The 17,501-nt window shown below is 29.7% G+C and carries 19 protein-coding genes; 12 read left to right on the top strand and 7 right to left on the bottom strand.

Annotated features, from left to right (window positions below; genetic code table 11):
- Complete coding sequence (locus tag FBF11_RS04880) at nucleotides 1-882, bottom strand: LysR family transcriptional regulator (protein WP_002855820.1); 882 nt, start codon at nucleotides 880-882, stop codon at nucleotides 1-3.
- A 112-nt stretch (nucleotides 883-994) separates the two neighbouring features.
- Between FBF11_RS04880 and FBF11_RS04875 the strand changes: the two genes are divergently transcribed.
- Nucleotides 995-2,092 (top strand): YeiH family protein, encoded by a 1,098-nt coding sequence (locus FBF11_RS04875; protein WP_002853043.1) that lies wholly within the window; start codon nucleotides 995-997, stop codon nucleotides 2,090-2,092.
- A gap of 90 nt (nucleotides 2,093-2,182) precedes the next feature.
- Complete coding sequence (locus FBF11_RS04870; RefSeq protein ID WP_002927286.1) at nucleotides 2,183-2,755, top strand: hypothetical protein; 573 nt, start codon at nucleotides 2,183-2,185, stop codon at nucleotides 2,753-2,755.
- Between the two features lie 15 nt (nucleotides 2,756-2,770).
- Here FBF11_RS04870 and rsmG read toward each other — a convergent pair whose 3' ends face one another.
- Nucleotides 2,771-3,337, bottom strand: a complete 567-nt coding sequence (gene rsmG / locus FBF11_RS04865; RefSeq protein ID WP_052798842.1) for a 16S rRNA (guanine(527)-N(7))-methyltransferase RsmG — start codon at nucleotides 3,335-3,337, stop codon at nucleotides 2,771-2,773.
- Nucleotides 3,338-3,898, bottom strand: coding sequence for a GTP cyclohydrolase II (ribA, locus tag FBF11_RS04860; RefSeq protein WP_002855920.1), 561 nt, complete (start codon nucleotides 3,896-3,898; stop codon nucleotides 3,338-3,340).
- Between the two features lie 57 nt (nucleotides 3,899-3,955).
- On the opposite strand from ribA, the gene hemB reads away from it, so the two are divergent.
- Genes hemB through FBF11_RS04830 form a run of 6 tightly spaced genes read left to right on the top strand, consistent with a single transcriptional unit; the run spans nucleotide 3,956 to nucleotide 9,711 of the window.
- Nucleotides 3,956-4,939, top strand: coding sequence for a porphobilinogen synthase (gene hemB, locus FBF11_RS04855; RefSeq protein WP_002868447.1), 984 nt, complete (start codon nucleotides 3,956-3,958; stop codon nucleotides 4,937-4,939).
- Nucleotides 4,936-5,856 carry an ornithine carbamoyltransferase gene (gene argF / locus FBF11_RS04850; RefSeq protein WP_057042416.1) on the top strand — a complete coding sequence of 307 codons (921 nt, stop codon included), beginning with the start codon at nucleotides 4,936-4,938 and terminating at the stop codon, nucleotides 5,854-5,856. Before hemB ends, argF begins: the two co-directional genes overlap by 4 nt.
- Nucleotides 5,853-6,344 (top strand): DUF2603 domain-containing protein, encoded by a 492-nt coding sequence (locus FBF11_RS04845; RefSeq protein WP_002873198.1) that lies wholly within the window; start codon nucleotides 5,853-5,855, stop codon nucleotides 6,342-6,344. The genes argF and FBF11_RS04845 overlap by 4 nt, the downstream gene beginning before the upstream one ends.
- Nucleotides 6,331-7,686, top strand: coding sequence for an oxygen-independent coproporphyrinogen III oxidase (gene hemN / locus FBF11_RS04840; RefSeq protein ID WP_052822732.1), 1,356 nt, complete (start codon nucleotides 6,331-6,333; stop codon nucleotides 7,684-7,686). The genes FBF11_RS04845 and hemN overlap by 14 nt, the downstream gene beginning before the upstream one ends.
- 1 nt (nucleotide 7,687) lies before the next feature.
- Entirely contained in the window at nucleotides 7,688-8,953 is a 1,266-nt protein-coding gene (locus FBF11_RS04835; RefSeq protein ID WP_002868450.1) for a (Fe-S)-binding protein, read from the top strand.
- Entirely contained in the window at nucleotides 8,950-9,711 is a 762-nt protein-coding gene (locus FBF11_RS04830; protein WP_079742852.1) for a DUF5416 family protein, read from the top strand. Before FBF11_RS04835 ends, FBF11_RS04830 begins: the two co-directional genes overlap by 4 nt.
- Before the next feature lie 2 nt (nucleotides 9,712-9,713).
- On the opposite strand, the gene FBF11_RS04825 is transcribed toward FBF11_RS04830, so the two are convergent.
- The gene (locus FBF11_RS04825; RefSeq protein WP_002853356.1) at nucleotides 9,714-9,920 is read right to left on the bottom strand and encodes a membrane protein; all 207 of its coding nucleotides are present in this window, start codon (nucleotides 9,918-9,920) and stop codon (nucleotides 9,714-9,716) included.
- A gap of 233 nt (nucleotides 9,921-10,153) precedes the next feature.
- Here FBF11_RS04825 and FBF11_RS04820 point away from each other — a divergent pair, with 233 nt between their 5' ends.
- Both FBF11_RS04820 and FBF11_RS04815 read left to right on the top strand, forming a co-directional pair.
- Nucleotides 10,154-10,762: a hypothetical protein gene (locus tag FBF11_RS04820; protein WP_002872801.1), complete on the top strand. Its 609-nt coding sequence runs from the start codon at nucleotides 10,154-10,156 to the stop codon at nucleotides 10,760-10,762.
- A gap of 1 nt (nucleotide 10,763) precedes the next feature.
- A complete protein-coding gene (locus FBF11_RS04815; protein ID WP_052822734.1) occupies nucleotides 10,764-11,915 on the top strand; it encodes a M20 aminoacylase family protein in 1,152 nt (383 codons plus the stop codon).
- Between the two features lie 3 nt (nucleotides 11,916-11,918).
- Here FBF11_RS04815 and yaaA read toward each other — a convergent pair whose 3' ends face one another.
- Nucleotides 11,919-12,659 carry a peroxide stress protein YaaA gene (yaaA, locus tag FBF11_RS04810; protein ID WP_168977462.1) on the bottom strand — a complete coding sequence of 247 codons (741 nt, stop codon included), beginning with the start codon at nucleotides 12,657-12,659 and terminating at the stop codon, nucleotides 11,919-11,921.
- A 91-nt stretch (nucleotides 12,660-12,750) separates the two neighbouring features.
- A complete protein-coding gene (jlpA, locus tag FBF11_RS04805) occupies nucleotides 12,751-13,869 on the bottom strand; it encodes a lipoprotein adhesin JlpA (protein ID WP_025006531.1) in 1,119 nt (372 codons plus the stop codon).
- A 219-nt stretch (nucleotides 13,870-14,088) separates the two neighbouring features.
- Here jlpA and FBF11_RS04800 point away from each other — a divergent pair, with 219 nt between their 5' ends.
- Nucleotides 14,089-14,928, top strand: coding sequence for a cysteine ABC transporter substrate-binding protein (locus FBF11_RS04800; protein WP_002853956.1), 840 nt, complete (start codon nucleotides 14,089-14,091; stop codon nucleotides 14,926-14,928).
- Between the two features lie 40 nt (nucleotides 14,929-14,968).
- Entirely contained in the window at nucleotides 14,969-16,216 is a 1,248-nt protein-coding gene (locus tag FBF11_RS04795) for an MFS transporter (RefSeq protein ID WP_014516776.1), read from the top strand.
- On the opposite strand, the gene FBF11_RS04790 is transcribed toward FBF11_RS04795, so the two are convergent.
- Nucleotides 16,199-17,467 carry a M20/M25/M40 family metallo-hydrolase gene (locus FBF11_RS04790; RefSeq protein ID WP_002899955.1) on the bottom strand — a complete coding sequence of 423 codons (1,269 nt, stop codon included), beginning with the start codon at nucleotides 17,465-17,467 and terminating at the stop codon, nucleotides 16,199-16,201. The two genes, FBF11_RS04795 and FBF11_RS04790, sit on opposite strands and share 18 nt — an antisense overlap.
- Between the last annotated feature and the right edge of the window lie 34 nt (nucleotides 17,468-17,501).

Genomic DNA, 17,501 nt, shown 5'->3' with positions numbered 1-17,501 from the left:
TTATGATTTGAATATTTTTTCAAATTTTTCTAAAGCTCTGTTAAAATTATAATTTTTTCTTTTTAAGGTATAAAATTTACGCTTTAGGTCGATATTTTTTAATTTAATTTCATAAAGTGTTGAATTTTTTAATTCTTTTTCTATGCTTTTTTTGGAAAAAATAGAGATTGCTTTTTTTTGTAAAACAAGTTCTTTAATCGCAGCCATTCTATCAAGTTCAAGAAAAATATTAAGTTTTTTTGAGCTTGCACCAATTTCGTTTAAAAATTTATCCCTTAAGCCTGAGCCTACTTCTCTTAAAATCCACTTTTGTTCCAAAAGTTCATCGATATAAAATTCTTTTTCATTGAGTTTTTTATCACTTGTAGCTACTATAAGTTCATCATCTTGCCAAAAATTTATTTCTAAATTTTCATACTCCACTAAAGCTGGATCAAGTTCTGCTTCAATGATTGCAAATTCTATATTTCCGTTTTTTAGTAAATTTAAACATTCTTTTGAATTCTGCGTTTGAGAGCGAATTTCTATGTTTTTAAATTCTGCCTTAAAATCAAATAAAATAGGAGCTAAAAAATGTTCAGAAATGCTTTGAGTTGAGGCTATTTTTATTTCCCCTAAGAGCATACTTTCGTCGTTTAATTTTTCTAAGCTTTGGTAGTAGGCTTGTATAATTTTTAACCAATTTTTTCCTAGTTCTAAAGCTTTTGGTGTAGGTAAGAGTTTTTTTCCAAGTCTTTCAAATAAAATGCCATCAAATTTATTTTCTAAATTTTTAATTACTATTGAAACATTAGGTTGAGTTATGGAAAAATTGTTGGCTGTATGAGTTGGACTTTGAGTGTTTAAAAGATCTAAAAATATTTCCATATCTTTGATTTTCATGAGTGATTCCTTTATTTAATAAAAAAAATTTATTATAAAAATTAAAATAATATATTTCTATAATTTTAATAAAAAAAATATAATAACACAAAATTTACAAAAAGGAAAATAAATGAAAACAAGTTTTTTAGCACATAGCGTGGCTATAGTGCGATCAAATTTTAAGGGTTTGCTTTTTACTGCTTGTATAGTGATTTTTGCTATGTATCTTTCTAGTGTTCAAAGTATCAAAGATACCACTCATTTAGCAGCGACTGCTTTTGCTATTATCATAGGAGTGTTGCTTTCTCCTTGGTTTTTTAAATACCAACATCATTTTCAAGCCGGAGTGCATTTTAGTGCGAAAAAACTTTTAAGACTTGGCATTGTTTTATATGGTTTTAATATCACTTTAACTGAGCTTTTAAGCGTAGGATTGAAAGGATTTTTGCTTTCTGCTATAGTGATATTTTTTGTTTTTATTATTGCTTTATTTGTGGGAACGAAAATTTTTAAACTCGATAAAGAAACTTCTATGCTTGTTGGAGCTGGAAGTGCGATTTGCGGTGCGGCAGCGGTTTTAGCACTAGAGTCAAGTTTGAAAAGTGATCCTTTTAAGGGAATTTTAGCTGTAGGTACGGTGGTGATTTTTGGACTTGTATTTATGTTCTTATATCCCATAGCTTTTTCTTTAAATCTTTTTCCTTTTTTTGATCAAAATGCTATGGGTGTTTTTATGGGAGCTACTTTGCATGAGGTGGCAAATGTCGCAGGTGCTGCTGAAATGGCAAAGGATATGGCAGGATTTGAGCAAGGTGCTTCTAATGTTGCAGTGATTATAAAAATGATGAGAGTGATTTTACTTGTGCCTTTTTTGCTTATAGTGACTTATTTTTTCGCTAAAAATCAACATTCAAGCAGTGGAAAAACTGCAAAAAGTATCACTATACCTTATTTTGCTTTTGCATTTTTAGGCATGATAGTTTTAAATACTTATTTAGCAAGCAAAGAAAGTATTTTAGGTATTGCTACGAGTGATATCATCTCTTTAGGTAAAACACTTTGTACTTTATGTATCGTTTTTGCTATGGCAGCTTTAGGCTTGCAAATTGACTTTAAAAAATTTTTAAAAAGTGGCTCTAGGGTATTTGGCTTGGCTTTTGTTTTAGGGCTTGTTTTGATTTTTGGAGGATATTTTTTAACCTTAGCTTTTAAAGGTATACTTTGGTAATAAAAATTATTTTTTAGAAAATTTTTATTTTATTAATCAACTAAGAATATAATTTAATTCATTAATTAAATTTATTAAAAAGGAATAAAGATGAAAAAAATTCTTGTAAGTGTTTTAAGTTCTTGCTTGTTAGCTTCGGCTTTAAGTGCTGTATCTTTTAAAGAAGATAGTTTAAAGGTTTCTTTTGAAGGATATAAAACTAAAGATATGATAGGAACAAAAGGTGAATTTAAAAATGTAGAATATAAATTTTCTAAAAATATAAAGGATTTGGCAAGTTATCTTAAAGGCGCTAAAGCTACCATAAAGCCAAGCAATGCTTTTATGGGTGAAGGCAATGATATTATAACCAATAATATCACAAAAGTATTTTTCCCTGCTTTATTGGGAGATACGGATATTAAAGTTGTTTTTCAAGATGTGATTGCGGGTGAAAATAAAGGTGTTATTTCAGCAAAAATTACTATGGATAAAAAAAGTACTATTGTACCTTTAACTTATACCATCAAAGATAATAAATTTGAAGCTAAAGGACAATTTGATTTGCATACTTTTAAAAATGGTTCTAAAGCATTAAAAGCATTAAGCGATGTTGCTGCAGGACATGGTGGAATTTCTTGGCCTTTAGTGGATATCAGTTTTAATGCTGATTTAGCAGAATAAAAAGTAGCCTTAGGGCTACTTTAAAATACAATATCTTCTTAAATTATTTTCAAAAATTTCATAATCTTTTATATTTTCAAGTTCTTGATAAATTTCACTACCTTTCCATAAAATAAAAACTGTATTTTCATCTTTTAGATTTTTGCAAATTTCAAGCAAAGGCTTGACATCCATTAAGGCTCTTGAAGTGATGATATCAGCTTTAAAGGTATGCTTGTATTCTTGAACTTTTTCTTTGTAAATATGTAAATTTGGAAGTTCACATTCTATTTTTAATGTCCGCAAAAAGGCAGCTTTTTTGGGATTGGGTTCGAAAAGATGAAAATTGCTTTGCAGTAAAAAAGCTAAAAATACAGCTGGAAATCCTGCGCCACTTCCTATATCGGCAATATTTTTTGCTTTAGAAAAATCATAAAAATCTAAAATTTTAATACTATCAAAGATATTTTCATCTATATTTTTTAAATGAGTAAGATTGTGAATGCGGTTAAATTTAGATAATAATTCTTTATAAATTTTTACCTTTTCTTCAAAGTTTTTTAAATCGTAGTTTTGCAAAAAATCATAATCTTTAAAAATCATTTATTTAAGATGTCCCATTTGAGTTTGTTTTATGTTTAAATACTCTACATTAAAACGATTAGGTTCTATTAAAATCGGTATGCGTGTGATGATTTTTTCTTTGATAGAATCTAGCTTTTCAGGGTTATTTGTGAGTAAATTAACCTTAGAAATTTCATAGTGTTTGAGTATAAATTCTACAATTTCATAAGTTCTCTCATCGGCTTTAAAGCCAAGCTGATGATTGGCTTTAATCGTATCAAAACCTTTATCTTGTAAAGCATAAGCATTAACCTTGTTAAAAAGCCCTATACCCCTTCCTTCTTGCCTAAGATAAATCACCATTCCGCCATTCTTTTCTATATATTTTAGTGAAAATTCAAGCTGTTCCCCACAATCACACTTTAAACTTCCTAAAGCATCTCCTGTTAAGCACTCTGAATGAATTCTTAGATTGAGTGTGTCTTTTGGAGTATTTTTAAATATACATAAATGTTCTTTATCATTTTCTTTGAAACTTTGTATTTGGAAATTTCCCCATTTGCTAGGTAAATTCGCAATTTCTGAAATTTTTATTTTCATTTACTACTCTCTATAATCAAATTTATGTTAAGATTTTAGCAAAAAAAGGACAAAAAAATGTTTAAAAGATTTAGAAGATTAAGGCTTAATGAAAACTTAAGAGCCATGGTAAGAGAAAATTCTTTAAGTGTAAATGATTTGATTTATCCGCTTTTTGTGGTTAATGGAACGGGGATAAAAAAAGAAATTTCTTCTATGCCTGATGTGTTTCAAATGAGTTTAGATGAAATTTTAAAAGAGTGTCAAAATGTAGTTAATTTAGGCATTAAAGCCATTATACTTTTTGGCGTTTTGGAAAATGAGAAAAAAGACAGTTGTGGAAGCGATGCTTTAGATGATGAAGGGCTTGTTGCAAGAAGTATAAGAGAGATTAAGAAAAATTTTCCAGATCTTTTTATAATCAGCGATCTTTGTTTTTGTGAATACACAGATCACGGGCATTGTGGGATTATCGATCCAAAAACAAAAAGTGTGGATAATGATGTCACTTTAGAAATTTCAGCCAAACAAGCCTTAGTTCACGCAAGAGCAGAGGTAGATATGATAGCACCTAGTGGAATGATGGATGGTATTATCACTACTTTGCGCAAAGCTTTAGATAAGGAAGGTTTTGAAAATTTGCCTATAATGGCGTATTCTACTAAATTTGCATCAAGTTATTATGGGCCATTTCGAGATGTAGCAGAATCAGCTCCAAGTTATGGAGATAGAAAAAGCTATCAAATGGATTTTGCTAATGGTAAAGAAGCTTTAGAAGAAAGCTTAGAAGACGAAGCACAAGGAGCTGATATTTTGATGGTAAAACCCGCTCTTGCTTATCTTGATGTGGTTAAAGAAATATCCCTTCATTCTAACTTGCCTTTGTGTGTTTATAATGTAAGCGGAGAGTATGCTATGTTAAAGGCAGCTAAAAATGCAGGAGTGATTGATTATGAAAAAGTTTTGTATGAAACTATGATAGCTTTTAAAAGAGCAGGGGCAAAGCTTATCATCACTTATCATGCTAAAGAATTAGCTAAAATGTTAAAAGGAGAAAAATGAAACATTTTTTAACTTTAAGAGATTTTTCTAAGGAGGAAATTTTAAGCCTTGTAAATCATGCTAGCGAGCTTAAAAAAGAGCCTAAAAAACTTTTACAAGATAAAACTTTAGCAATGATTTTTGAGAAAAACTCTACAAGAACAAGAATGGCCTTTGAATTAGCCATAACAGAGCTTGGCGGAAAGGCTTTATTTTTAAGTAGCAATGATTTACAACTTAGTCGTGGCGAGCCTGTAAAGGATACAGCTAGGGTGGTAGGGGCGATGGTTGATTTTGTGATGATGAGGGTCAATAAACAAGAAACTTTACTCGAATTTGCAAGATATTCTAAAGCTCCTGTGATCAATGCTTTAAGCGAGCTTTATCATCCTACTCAGGTTTTAGGGGATTTGTTTACTATCAAAGAATGGAATAAAATGCAAAATGGTATAGCAAAAGTTGCTTTTATCGGAGATAGTAATAATATGTGCAATTCTTGGCTTATTGCGGCTGCGATTTTGGGCTTTGAAATTAGTATAGCTATGCCAAAAAACTATAAAATTAGCCCTGAAATTTGGGAATTTACTATGAAACAGGCTTTGATTTCAGGAGCTAAAATTTCCTTAAGCCATGATAAATTTGAAGCCTTAAAGGATAAAGATGTAGTCATCACCGATACTTGGGTTTCTATGGGTGAAGAGAATGAAAAAGAACGCAAGATTAAGGAATTTGAAGGATTTATGATCGATGAAAAGGCTATGAGCATTGCCAATAAAGACGCGATATTGCTTCATTGTTTGCCTGCTTATAGAGGTTATGAAGTGAGTGAAGAAATTTTTGAAAAACATGCAGATGTGATTTTTGAAGAAGCAAGAAATCGCCTTTATGTGGCAAAAGCCTTGCTTTGCTTTTTGGATAATCAGAGAGGAAGAGAATGAAAGAGCTAGAAAAGTATAGCACTTGCTTAAAGCGCATTGATGAATTTAGTCAAAATCTAGGAATAAAGAAAAAAGATAGAACGATTTTTAAAATGAAGCAAAGCGAGAGTGAAAACGAAAAATGTTTAGTTCTTGAAAATGGAAGTTTTGATTCTCCTGAGCCTTGGTTTGTGATAGATGAAAACGATGAAATTCACACTTTGCTTTCTTTACAAAGTCTTAAGAATATACTTGAAAGTTTAAAACAAAGTCAAAAAGAGAATTTTGAATTGCGTTTAGAAAAGGCGATTTATCAACAAATTCCTGTAGATTTTAACGATGTTTGGACGGTTGCCATGGATGAGATCAAGCAAAAGGCACAAAATGGTACTATGGAAGTTAGTATTGATCTTGAAAAATTAATTTCTAAAATCAAACAAGAGCATCCAAATTTATTTGTAGATATGCAAGCGATGATAGAAAGGGTAAACCAAAATGAGAGATTATAAAGCTTTTGTAAAATACTCTAAAGCAGGACCACGCTATACTTCTTATCCTACAGCAGTAGAGTTTAATACAAATTTCAAATACGAAGAATATATAGAAATTTTAAAAAAACAAGATAGATCTTTATCGCTTTATTTTCATTTACCATTTTGTAGGAGTGCTTGTTATTTTTGTGGTTGCAATGTCATCTATACTGCAAAAGAAGAGAGTAAAGAAAGGTATTTAACTTATATTTTTAAAGAGCTTGATATTTTAAGTACCATTTTAGATACTAAAAGAGAAGTGGTGCAAATGCACTTTGGTGGCGGAACTCCAACTTTTTTTAGCGCTAAACAACTTCAAAGTTTGATTTTAAAAATCAGATCTGTTTTTGGAAATTTTTCTAAAGATGCAGAGATTAGCTGTGAGATCGATCCGCGTTTTTTAAATGAGGAACAAGCCACAGTTTTAACGCAAAATGGCTTTAATCGTATCAGCTTTGGAGTGCAGGATTTTGATGAAAAAGTTCAAAAAGAAATTCATCGCATCCAGTCTTTTGAATTAACACAAAATGCTTTAAATCTTGTAAGAAATAAAGGCATAAAGTCTGTAAATATGGATTTAATTTATGGTTTGCCTTATCAAAATTTACAAAGCTTTACACAAACTTTAGAAAAAGTTATGCTTTTAAACCCTGATCGTTTGGCGATTTTTAATTACGCTCATGTGCCTTGGCTTAAGAAAAATATGAGAAAATTTGATGAAAATACCCTGCCAAGTCCTGATGTTAAACTTGAAATTTTAGAATTTTGTGAGAATTTTTTGAGTAAAAACGGCTATAAAATGATAGGAATGGATCATTTTGCAAAAGAAGATGATGAGCTTTTTAAAGCTTTAGAAAATGGAACTTTACATAGAAATTTCCAAGGTTATACCACCAAAGGCGGTGCTGATTTAGTCGGTGTTGGGCTTACAAGTATAGGTGAAGGACAAAGACATTATGCACAAAATTTCAAAGATATGTCAAGTTATGAAGCTGCATTAGATAAAGGAGTTTTGCCTTTTGAAAGAGGTGTAGTTTTAAGCGATGATGATGAGCTTAGAAAAGCAGTTATTATGGAGTTAATGGCAAATTTTAAGCTTGATATTAAGTCAATAGAAAAAGAATTTTGCATTGATTTTCAGGAGTATTTTAAAGAGGATTTAAAAGCTTTAGAAGAATACAAAGATTTTATTAATTTTGATGAAAATTTTATCAAAGTCAATGAAACAGGCGTTTTGCTTATAAGAAATATTGCCATGTGTTTTGATGCTTATATGAAAAACATTAGTGAAGATAAAAAAGTATTCTCAAAAACGGTGTAAGATGAAATTTAGTCAAATAAGTGATGCTTGTGTTAAATGTGGCAAATGTATACCTGTTTGTACTATACATGAAGAAAATCGCGATGAAATTACTAGTCCAAGAGGATTTTTAGATCTTTTAGCTGCTTATAAAGAGGGAAGTCTAGAGCTTGATAAAGAAGCTAAGAAAGTTTTTGAATCTTGTTTTTTATGCACCAATTGTGTTGAAGTATGTCCAAGCAAATTAAGAGTAGATAATGCCATAGAAGAAGTTCGTTATGATATAGCTAAAAAATTTGGTATAGCTTGGTATAAAAAACTTATTTTTTTCTTTTTAAGAAGACGCAAAATTTTAGATTTGGTAGCTAAGCTTGGTTATGTGTTTCAAAGTTGTGCGTTTAAAATTCAAAATGAGAATGAAAATACAGGTATGAAGGCAAGATTTTCCATGCCTTTTGTTAAAAAGGGAAGATTGCTTACAAGTTTTAATAAAAAAAGTTTCTTAAATTCTAATCCAAAATTTATCAATAATGATGGAGAAAAAACAATAGGTTTTTTTGTAGGTTGTTTGGCGAATTATTTTTACATAGATACGGCTAATGCAGTGCTTAAAATCACTAAGGAATTAAAAATCAATGTGGATTTGATGAAAGAACAAGTGTGTTGTGGAGCACCGCAATTTTTTACGGGTGATTTTAAAAGTGTTGAAGTTTTGGCTAAAAAAAATATTGAGTATTTTGAAAAAAAATTAGAAAAATTAGATGCTATTATAGTTCCTGAGGCCACTTGTTCGGCTATGTTAAAGATAGATTATGAACATTTTTTTATAATGCAAAATGATTTAGACTGGGCAAAACGCGCAAAATGTGTGTCATCTAAGATATATATGGCTAGCGAGTATTTTTATAAATTTACTTCTTTGGAAGAAATTTTAAAAACAAAAAATAAATTTAATTATAGCATTACTTATCACGATCCTTGCCATGCAAGAAAAATGCAAGGGGTTTTTAGAGAGCCAAGAGAACTTTTAAAAACAAATTATCATTTTGTAGAAATGAGTAATTCTAATACTTGTTGCGGTTTTGGCGGGGTGGGTATGCAAACGGATTATTATGATAGAGCCTTAAGTGTAGGGCTTAAAAAAGCACAAATGATCGATGAAAGTAAGGCTAGTGTGGTAAGTGCCGAGTGTTCAGCTTGCAGAATGCAAATTTCAAATGCATTAGAACAAAATTCAAGCAAGGTTGTTTTTGCTAGTCCTTTAGAACTTATAGCAAAAGCTTTGTGATGATGAAGATAGTATTTAAAGGCAAAAGTTCTGAATATGAAATTCAAAGATCGTGTTTTTGTGTTGATGCTTTTGTGATTAAAGATAAGATTGAAGAACGAGATGGTGTTGATTTTATCACTTCAAATGTAGATCTTTTGGAATTTGATGATGACAGTTTTACTTTTGAAGAAATTGTAAAACATTTTAATATTTGTGATAGTGAAGATATGATTATCGTTGAAGATTTTGACATGAAATCAAACAAAAATAATCAAAACCAAGAATATGATATAGAACATGACATCTTAAAATCCGAAAAAATAATACATGAAAACACAAAACAAACAAGTATGCAATTTAAAAATTTAAAATTTTTTTCAAGAATTTTTAAAAATGAAAATTTTCTTTCTGATTTTAAAGAAAGTAAACAAGAAGTTGTTGCTATCAAAAAACATGAAAAACTTGAAATTTTTAAAAATTTATCTCAAGAAGATCAAGAAATTAGCTTTGTTAAAATTGAAATTTTAAATTATGATAGTAATGAAGATAGTTTAAGTTTTAATCTTGATATATTTCCAAGCGGTATGAGCTATAAGTACGGAATTTTAAAAGGCTCTATGCATATTATTTTACAAGGTAAAACTTCTAGTACGATACTTTTTCCGTTTTTAAAAAGTATGATTTATAAAAATAAAAGCGAAAATTCAAGTGAAAAAATTTTTACTTTAATGATAAATCAGAAAAAACACTATAAGCTTATCGCAAATCTTTCTTAGTTTTATTTTATTATATTTTCTATATTAGAGCGATTTTTTTCAATTAAAGAGCGATTTTTTTGAGTTGTTTCTTTAAGATCGGCTATATCTTCTTTCATATTTTGTATGTTTTGGTTGAGTAATTTTATCTTTTTTTCATAGCGAGTAACGATGATAAAGACTACAAATAAAAATATAATAATCAAAAAAATAAATGCTAAAAATTCCATATTTTTCCTTTTTAAAACTAGATTTTGAAATATATCATTTAAATACTTCAAAAAACTTTTACGGGTTTTTTATTTTGTATTTTAGTTTTTTTATCTTTAAACTTATATATAAATTGTCAAAAAGTAACAAAAAAATATATAAAAAAATAATTAAATTAAAAAAATAATTAAAGATAATAAATATCTTATTTTTTTATGTTATATTTTAATAGATATCTAAAAAGGATTTTAATATGGAAAAATCACTTTTATTTCATTTTAGACGCATTGGAGTTGAATTTATCATTTTTAGTGTTTATGCTGTTTTTAGTATCTCTTGGGCAGCGACAGGGTCTTTGATGCCTTTGATTTCAAATGATCTTGCCCTAAATACTCAGCAAACTACTTTAATCACTACCATGATAGTCGCGAAAATTTTTGGTCCTTATCTTGGATTATTTTTTAAAAGAAAAAATATCTCTTTTAAAATAATGCTATTGTCTGGAGGAGCGTGTATTTTTATATGCGGATTTTGTATGTTATTTTTACAAAATTTAGTATTGATACAGATTTTTGCTGTGTTATCAGGCATTTTTTATTCTATGTGGTTTCCATTTTTCTTTAATCTACCTTCAGAACTAAAAAATTCCAATCCAAATCAAACTGCTTATATTATGAGTGCTTTTTGGAGTATTACCTTTGTTATACTATCATTTAACCTATGGGTAGTATCTTGGAGTGTTGATAAAACCCATAGTTTTACTTTGGGTTTTGTTTATATTTTTGCTTTGATTTTTATTTCAGCGATCTTAGCACAATTTGTTTCACCTAGAAGAGAAAATTTTATACAAGGAGAAAAATAGAATGAATTTAATTCCAGAAATACTAGACTTACAAGGCGAATTTGAAAAAATTCGTCATCAAATTCATGAAAATCCTGAGCTTGGTTTTGATGAATTATGTACTGCAAAATTAGTGGCACAAAAATTAAAAGAATTTGGTTATGAGGTTTATGAAGAAATAGGAAAAACAGGCGTTGTAGGGGTTTTAAAAAAGGGAAATAGCAATAAAAAAATAGGACTTCGTGCAGATATGGATGCTTTGCCTTTGCAAGAATGCACAAATTTGCCTTATAAAAGCAAAAAAGAAAATGCAATGCATGCTTGCGGTCATGATGGACATACTACTTCTTTATTGCTTGCTGCAAAGTATTTAGCAAGTCAGAATTTTAATGGCACTCTAAATCTTTATTTTCAACCTGCTGAAGAGGGTTTGGGTGGTGCTAAGGCAATGATAGAAGATGGATTGTTTGAAAAATTTGATAGTGATTATGTTTTTGGATGGCACAATATGCCTTTTGGTAGCGATAAGAAATTTTATCTTAAAAAAGGTGCGATGATGGCTTCTTCGGATAGTTATAGCATTGAAGTTATTGGAAGAGGTGGTCATGGAAGTGCTCCAGAAAAGGCAAAAGATCCTATTTATGCTGCTTCTTTGCTTGTTGTGGCTTTGCAAAGTATAGTATCTCGCAATGTTGATCCCCAAAATTCAGCAGTTGTAAGCATAGGAGCTTTTAATGCAGGACATGCTTTTAATATCATTCCAGATATTGCAACGATTAAAATGAGTGTTAGAGCATTAGATAATGAAACTAGAAAGCTAACTGAAGAAAAAATTTATAAAATTTGTAAAGGTCTTGCACAGGCTAATGATATAGAGATTAAAATCAATAAAAATGTTGTTGCACCAGTGACTATGAATAACGATGAAGCTGTGGATTTTGCTAGTGAGGTTGCAAAAGAATTATTTGGCGAAAAAAATTGTGAATTTAATCATCGTCCTTTAATGGCAAGTGAGGATTTTGGATTTTTTTGCGAAATGAAAAAATGTGCCTATGCTTTTTTAGAAAATGAAAACGACATTTATTTACATAATTCTAGTTATGTTTTTAATGATAAGCTTTTAGCTAGGGCTGCAAGTTATTATGCGAAGCTAGCTTTAAAATACTTAAAATAAAAACTAATCTAGAATTTCAAGTACAATTTCTTCCTTTAAACCTTTGATTTGAATTTCTTTGAGTTTTAGGTTTGAAGGAAGGTTTGCTAAAAGCTCTTTATTGTTTTTTACTTGGTTTTTTGCACTTATGGAGAGTAAAATTCCCCTATAAGCTTTAGCAAAATGACTGATGACTTTACCATTTTTTACAAATTTATAAGTATAAAATTTCTTTTTTGGGGTGTAGAATTTATCATAAAATCCTGCTCTAAGGTCAAGTATTTCTTTATTTTCTAAGTATTCATCTAAGGCTTTACTAAAATGTTCTTTATAAAATTTCTCTATGGCAAAATTTCCTATTTTAGCCCCTTGCTTGAATTTATAAAAGGGTAGGGTATCACTAGCTCTTACAACGCCAAAAAGATTAGAAAATATAAGAGTATTTTCTAAAATATAAGTTTGACTTTTTTTATCTAGGATTTTAAAATTAAGATATTCATAACTTACCCCAGTATAAAGCAATATAGCTTCTTGAGTGGGAGCTTGTTTTAAGTCGTGTTTAAATTTATCAATTTCATTTTCATTTTTAATGCCAAAAAGTTCTTGTAAATTCTGTAAACTTGCGTTTTTGATAAATTCTTCATAATGCTTTAAAGTTTCCATTCTATAAGGAAATAATTCTTTAAATATAAATGAGTTTTCATTGATAGGATTTTTTGTACAATTTTCATTTTTGCTTTCACTAGGGGAGAATAAAATTTTCATTTTAGCCTTTTTTGTTAATGTTATGAAAACATTAAGAGCAAAGAATTTAATCTTGCTTTTAATGTTTTTGAAGTTTTTATCATTTTAAAATTTAAAATGACGCTCCGCCCATTAACATAGAAAACATGATAAATGGAAGTATAATTTTTAACGCTTCTGTGGCATCTTGATTGTTGATGCTCAGTTTTTCTATACTGTCGATTCCCTGTGTGCTATAGTCACTAACAGGGATGTTTTTAAATTTTAAATCAAGATTGAGTTTATAATCATCGTTTTGAGTGATATTGTTTAAAATAGCTAAAGCTTTATCAAAGATTAATGCTTGTTCTTCATTTTGACTTTGAGTTTTTAAGGTTTGTAAATTTTCCTTAGCAGTTGTTATATAGCTGCTAAATACGCCTTCGGTTTTAAGAGTTGAATCAATTTTAAAATTGTTTAAGATGATGTATTTTTGGATTGTATTGCTAAAATCTGAAGCTTGTTCGTAGTTTGCTATATTAAGAAGTTCATTGATAGCTTGTTCATCCATAGCTAAAGTTTGAGTGTTAAATTTTATACCCTTAGAATCAAGGTAATTAAGCAAATCTTCTTTTAGATTTATATTTAAATTTGTATTGAAATTTAATTTTGCGTTATAAAATTTTATATCAAGATTATCTATATAATTGTTTTCCTGTTTGTTGATGGAGTTGTCAAATGATAAAGTATAAGAATCTGAGCTTAATTTATTGATAAAAGAGCTGATTTTTGGATCTTGTTGAAATAAGCTTGCATTGATGTCACTAACAACTTTTTCTCCAAGTTTAAAATCTTCAAAAACCAAATTTGATTGTATGCTTTTTTGGTTTTTAAAAAGATCGTTGTAATATTCTTTAATGCTAATTGATGTATTTGCTTCGCCTTTGTAAATTTCATTTGAGCGAATTTTGATATTTTTTGCTTGAAATAGTTCTTGATACTCATCGTTATTATCTTTTGCAAGAGTTTTGAAATTTGGACTTAAACACGCTATAAAATCACCATCTGCATTGCATTTAAAATCAGAAAATTCAATTTTTATTCCAGAATCCTGAGAAAGGCTTGCAATTTCTTGTTTAACTGTTTGATTTAGTTGATTTTCATATTTTTTAACTGTTTTTTCATCTATGGAATTTCCGCAAGCTGAAAACAAAACAGCTATTCCAATAGAGAGAAAAATACCTTTTTTCATAGTTTTCTCCTTAAAAATTTAAAAAAAGATTATATCTTTTTTTTACTTAAAATTTAAACAATGCTAAAAGAGAGTGTGAGATTAATTACATTTTTACACATAGGAAAATCTTTTTAGTTTGTTTCAAATGCATTATTTATAATTTTAAGTATAATTAACTTTGCAATTATTATATATTTTTGCAATAGCTTAAAGCTTATTTTTAAAGAAAGGAAATGTATGAAAAAAATACTTCTAAGTGTTTTAACGGCCTTTGTTGCAGTAGTATTGGCTGCTTGTGGAGGAAATTCTGACTCTAAAACTTTAAATTCTCTTGATAAGATCAAGCAAAATGGAGTTGTTAGGATTGGGGTATTTGGCGATAAACCACCTTTTGGTTATGTGGATGAAAAAGGCAACAATCAAGGCTATGATATAGCTTTAGCTAAACGCATAGCAAAAGAACTTTTTGGCGATGAAAATAAGGTGCAATTTGTTCTTGTTGAAGCTGCAAATAGGGTTGAGTTTTTAAAATCAAATAAAGTAGATATTATTTTGGCTAATTTTACTCAAACTCCGCAAAGGGCAGAGCAGGTTGATTTTTGCTTGCCTTATATGAAAGTAGCTTTAGGCGTAGCTGTACCAAAGGATAGTAATATAACTAGCGTAGAAGATTTAAAAGATAAAACCTTGCTTTTAAACAAAGGCACAACAGCAGATGCTTATTTTACGCAAAATTATCCTAATATTAAAACTTTAAAATATGATCAAAATACCGAAACCTTTGCCGCTTTGATGGATAAAAGAGGCGATGCTTTAAGTCATGATAATACCTTGCTTTTTGCTTGGGTGAAAGATCATCCTGATTTTAAAATGGGTATCAAAGAGTTAGGTAACAAAGATGTTATCGCACCAGCGGTTAAAAAAGGCGATAAAGAACTTAAAGAATTTATCGATAATTTGATCATTAAACTAGGCCAAGAGCAGTTTTTTCACAAGGCTTATGATGAAACTTTAAAAGCTCATTTTGGAGATGATGTTAAGGCTGATGATGTAGTGATTGAAGGTGGAAAAATTTAATAAAGGGCTTTTTGCCCTTTATATTGATTTAGGATAAAATATGCAAAAAAAATACAAAAATATTATTTATGCTTCTTTGGGTGGAATTTTAGAATTTTATGATTTTGTGCTTTTTGCCTTTTTTTTGGATATTTTTACTAAGGTATTCTTTCCGCAAAATGATGCTTTTTGGATGCAGATAAATGCTTATATAGCCTTTGGTGCTGCTTATTTAGCGCGTCCTTTTGGTTCTATTGTGATGGCACATTTTGCTGATAGATATGGAAGAAAGAATATTTTTTATATTTCTATGCTTTTGATGGTTTTGCCTAGTTTTGCTTTAGCTTTTTTGCCAAGTTATGAAAGTATAGGTATATTTGCTACTTTGATTTTATTTACTATACGCATTTTGCAAGGTTTAGCCGTTGGAACTGAGGTGAGCGGAGCTTGGATTTATGTGAGCGAATTTGTCAAAGGGCGTCAAATTCCTTTGGCTCTTGGTTTTATTTCAGCGACTTTAACCATAGGTTTATTGCTAGGAAATATTGCCACTTTAGGCATAAGATCTTATTTTACCCCAGAAGAAGTTCAAAGCTATGCTTGGAGAATTCCTTTTATCATAGGAGGATTTTTTGGAATTTTAGCTTTGTTTTTAAGAAATAAACTCAGCGAAACTCCAGAATTTATAAAAGTTCAAAATGAAAAGAAAATTTTAAGTTTTCCATTGTTCGAAGCTTTAAAAACTCATAAAATGAGTATGCTTGTTTGTTTTTTAATGACCATGGTTTTAACAAGCGGTGTGGCAACTTTGATGATTTTACCTAAGTATTTTGAAAGTCTTTTAGCTATGAGTAAAACTTCTGCTTTATGGGTGCAAAATTTTGCTATTTTAGCGGTGATTTTTGGAGCTTTATTTCAAGGTTTTTTAGCAAGCAAATGGGGAAGCTATAGGATTTGTTTTATTTTTAGTATAGCTTTTATTATTTTTGGTGTGCTTTTTAGTTTTTATGATGAGAATTTTTTATTTTATTTTTTACTGGCTTGTTTTGCACAAGGTATTATTACTTTCGCGCCTGTTTTTATGACGCAAATTTTTAAAAGTGAACTGAAATTTAGCGGGCTTAGTTTTGCTTATAATATTTCTTATGCGATTTTAGGTTTTTTAACCCCTTTTATAGTTAATGCTTTTTATAAAGAGTATTTGGGTATTTATCTTGCTATAGTGGGATCTTGTTCCTTGCTTTGCGTGTTTTTGTTAAAACGCGTTTTTGCAAGAAGCAAGATTAAAGAATTAAGCATTGTCTTTTAAAACTTCAAAAACAACCTTAGATATTTTTTCAACTGAAGCGATTTCACAATGCTCATCAGTTGAATGAGGATTATGGATATTTGGGCCTATAGAAGTGCATAAAAGCTCTTGTTTTTTCTCTATAATGCCACACTCAAGCCCTGCATGGATAGCTGAAACTTTGACATTAGGCGATACTTTTTTAAGTGCTTTAAAAACCATGTCGCTAAGTGCGTTTGGTTTACCTTCCCAAGGTGGATAGAAATTAAAACTTCTTACTTTAAAATCAAAAGCCTTGAAAAATTCTAAAGTTTCAAATTCTACTTGCTTAAGTCCATCAAGTATATTAGATCTTGCAAAAAGTGCGAATTTGATTTGTTTATCTTGCATTCTTAAAGTAGCTAGGTTAATGCTTGTTTGAACTATACCTAGATTTTCATCATAAGCTCTAACTCCATGAGTAAAAGAATTTATAAGGCTTAAAAGTTTTTTACTTTGATCGCAAATTTCAAATTCATTTTCTTCTTTAAATTCGCATTTTATCCAGTCGTTGCTCTTTACTTCATTTTTAAAATGCACTAAAGCTTTGGCGTGTTTAGGTATAGAATTGATTCTTTCTCCGCCTTCAAAAGAAATGATTTCTCCTTCATTTTCTTGTATGAATTTAGCCATTTCTTTGATGGAACTTTTTTCATTGCGTATGATATTTATGCCTGAGTGTCCACCTTTAAAATTTTGCGCACAAAGCTCATAAATTTTACCCTTTTTTCTAAGGGTATTAAAAGACAAACTTGCTTCTATATCTACTCCACCTGCACAGCCTATCATGATCTCATCATCGCTTTCATGATCTAAATTTAAAAGCATTTTAGATTCTAAAGTGTGCTCGAGTGAATTCACTCCCATGAGTCCTACTTCTTCATCGTTTGTAAAAAGACATTCTAAATTTTCAAATTCAGCCATAGCACTCATCATGATGGCTATACCTATGCCATTATCTGCACCAAGACTTGAATTTTTGGCTCTTAAAAAGCCATTTTCTTCATAAACTTCTAAGTTTGGTGCATCGCCCATACAGACCATATCATAATGGCTTTGTAGACAAATTTTTGGTTTGCCTTTTATGGCATGAATATTTCCTGCTTTATCTACACTCACTTTAAAGCCTTTATCTTTAGCATAAGAGCTTAAAAATTCTTTCATTTGTTCTGTTTCATAACTGCAATGAGGAATTTTGCATAATTGTTTAAAATTTTCTATAACATTTTGCATTTTATCTCCTTTGTTTTGATAAAATTATGGCATA

This window comes from Campylobacter sp. CFSAN093224, from assembly GCF_012897395.1.
Taxonomy (GTDB): domain Bacteria; phylum Campylobacterota; class Campylobacteria; order Campylobacterales; family Campylobacteraceae; genus Campylobacter_D; species Campylobacter_D jejuni.
This window is presented reverse-complemented; position numbering and strand designations above follow the sequence as displayed.

Coding starts and splice junctions, on each gene's coding strand:
- FBF11_RS04845 (WP_002873198.1), top strand. CDS start 5,853: ATGAAAGAGCTAGAAAAGTATAGCACTTGCTTAAAGCGCATTGATGAA.
- hemB (WP_002868447.1), top strand. CDS start 3,956: ATGTTTAAAAGATTTAGAAGATTAAGGCTTAATGAAAACTTAAGAGCC.
- yaaA (WP_168977462.1), bottom strand. CDS start 12,659: ATGAAAATTTTATTCTCCCCTAGTGAAAGCAAAAATGAAAATTGTACA.
- FBF11_RS04875 (WP_002853043.1), top strand. CDS start 995: ATGAAAACAAGTTTTTTAGCACATAGCGTGGCTATAGTGCGATCAAAT.
- FBF11_RS04870 (WP_002927286.1), top strand. CDS start 2,183: ATGAAAAAAATTCTTGTAAGTGTTTTAAGTTCTTGCTTGTTAGCTTCG.
- rsmG (WP_052798842.1), bottom strand. CDS start 3,337: ATGATTTTTAAAGATTATGATTTTTTGCAAAACTACGATTTAAAAAAC.
- FBF11_RS04790 (WP_002899955.1), bottom strand. CDS start 17,467: ATGCAAAATGTTATAGAAAATTTTAAACAATTATGCAAAATTCCTCAT.
- FBF11_RS04820 (WP_002872801.1), top strand. CDS start 10,154: ATGGAAAAATCACTTTTATTTCATTTTAGACGCATTGGAGTTGAATTT.
- FBF11_RS04835 (WP_002868450.1), top strand. CDS start 7,688: ATGAAATTTAGTCAAATAAGTGATGCTTGTGTTAAATGTGGCAAATGT.
- FBF11_RS04880 (WP_002855820.1), bottom strand. CDS start 882: ATGAAAATCAAAGATATGGAAATATTTTTAGATCTTTTAAACACTCAA.
- FBF11_RS04825 (WP_002853356.1), bottom strand. CDS start 9,920: ATGGAATTTTTAGCATTTATTTTTTTGATTATTATATTTTTATTTGTA.
- jlpA (WP_025006531.1), bottom strand. CDS start 13,869: ATGAAAAAAGGTATTTTTCTCTCTATTGGAATAGCTGTTTTGTTTTCA.
- FBF11_RS04815 (WP_052822734.1), top strand. CDS start 10,764: ATGAATTTAATTCCAGAAATACTAGACTTACAAGGCGAATTTGAAAAA.
- FBF11_RS04795 (WP_014516776.1), top strand. CDS start 14,969: ATGCAAAAAAAATACAAAAATATTATTTATGCTTCTTTGGGTGGAATT.
- ribA (WP_002855920.1), bottom strand. CDS start 3,898: ATGAAAATAAAAATTTCAGAAATTGCGAATTTACCTAGCAAATGGGGA.
- FBF11_RS04800 (WP_002853956.1), top strand. CDS start 14,089: ATGAAAAAAATACTTCTAAGTGTTTTAACGGCCTTTGTTGCAGTAGTA.
- argF (WP_057042416.1), top strand. CDS start 4,936: ATGAAACATTTTTTAACTTTAAGAGATTTTTCTAAGGAGGAAATTTTA.
- hemN (WP_052822732.1), top strand. CDS start 6,331: ATGAGAGATTATAAAGCTTTTGTAAAATACTCTAAAGCAGGACCACGC.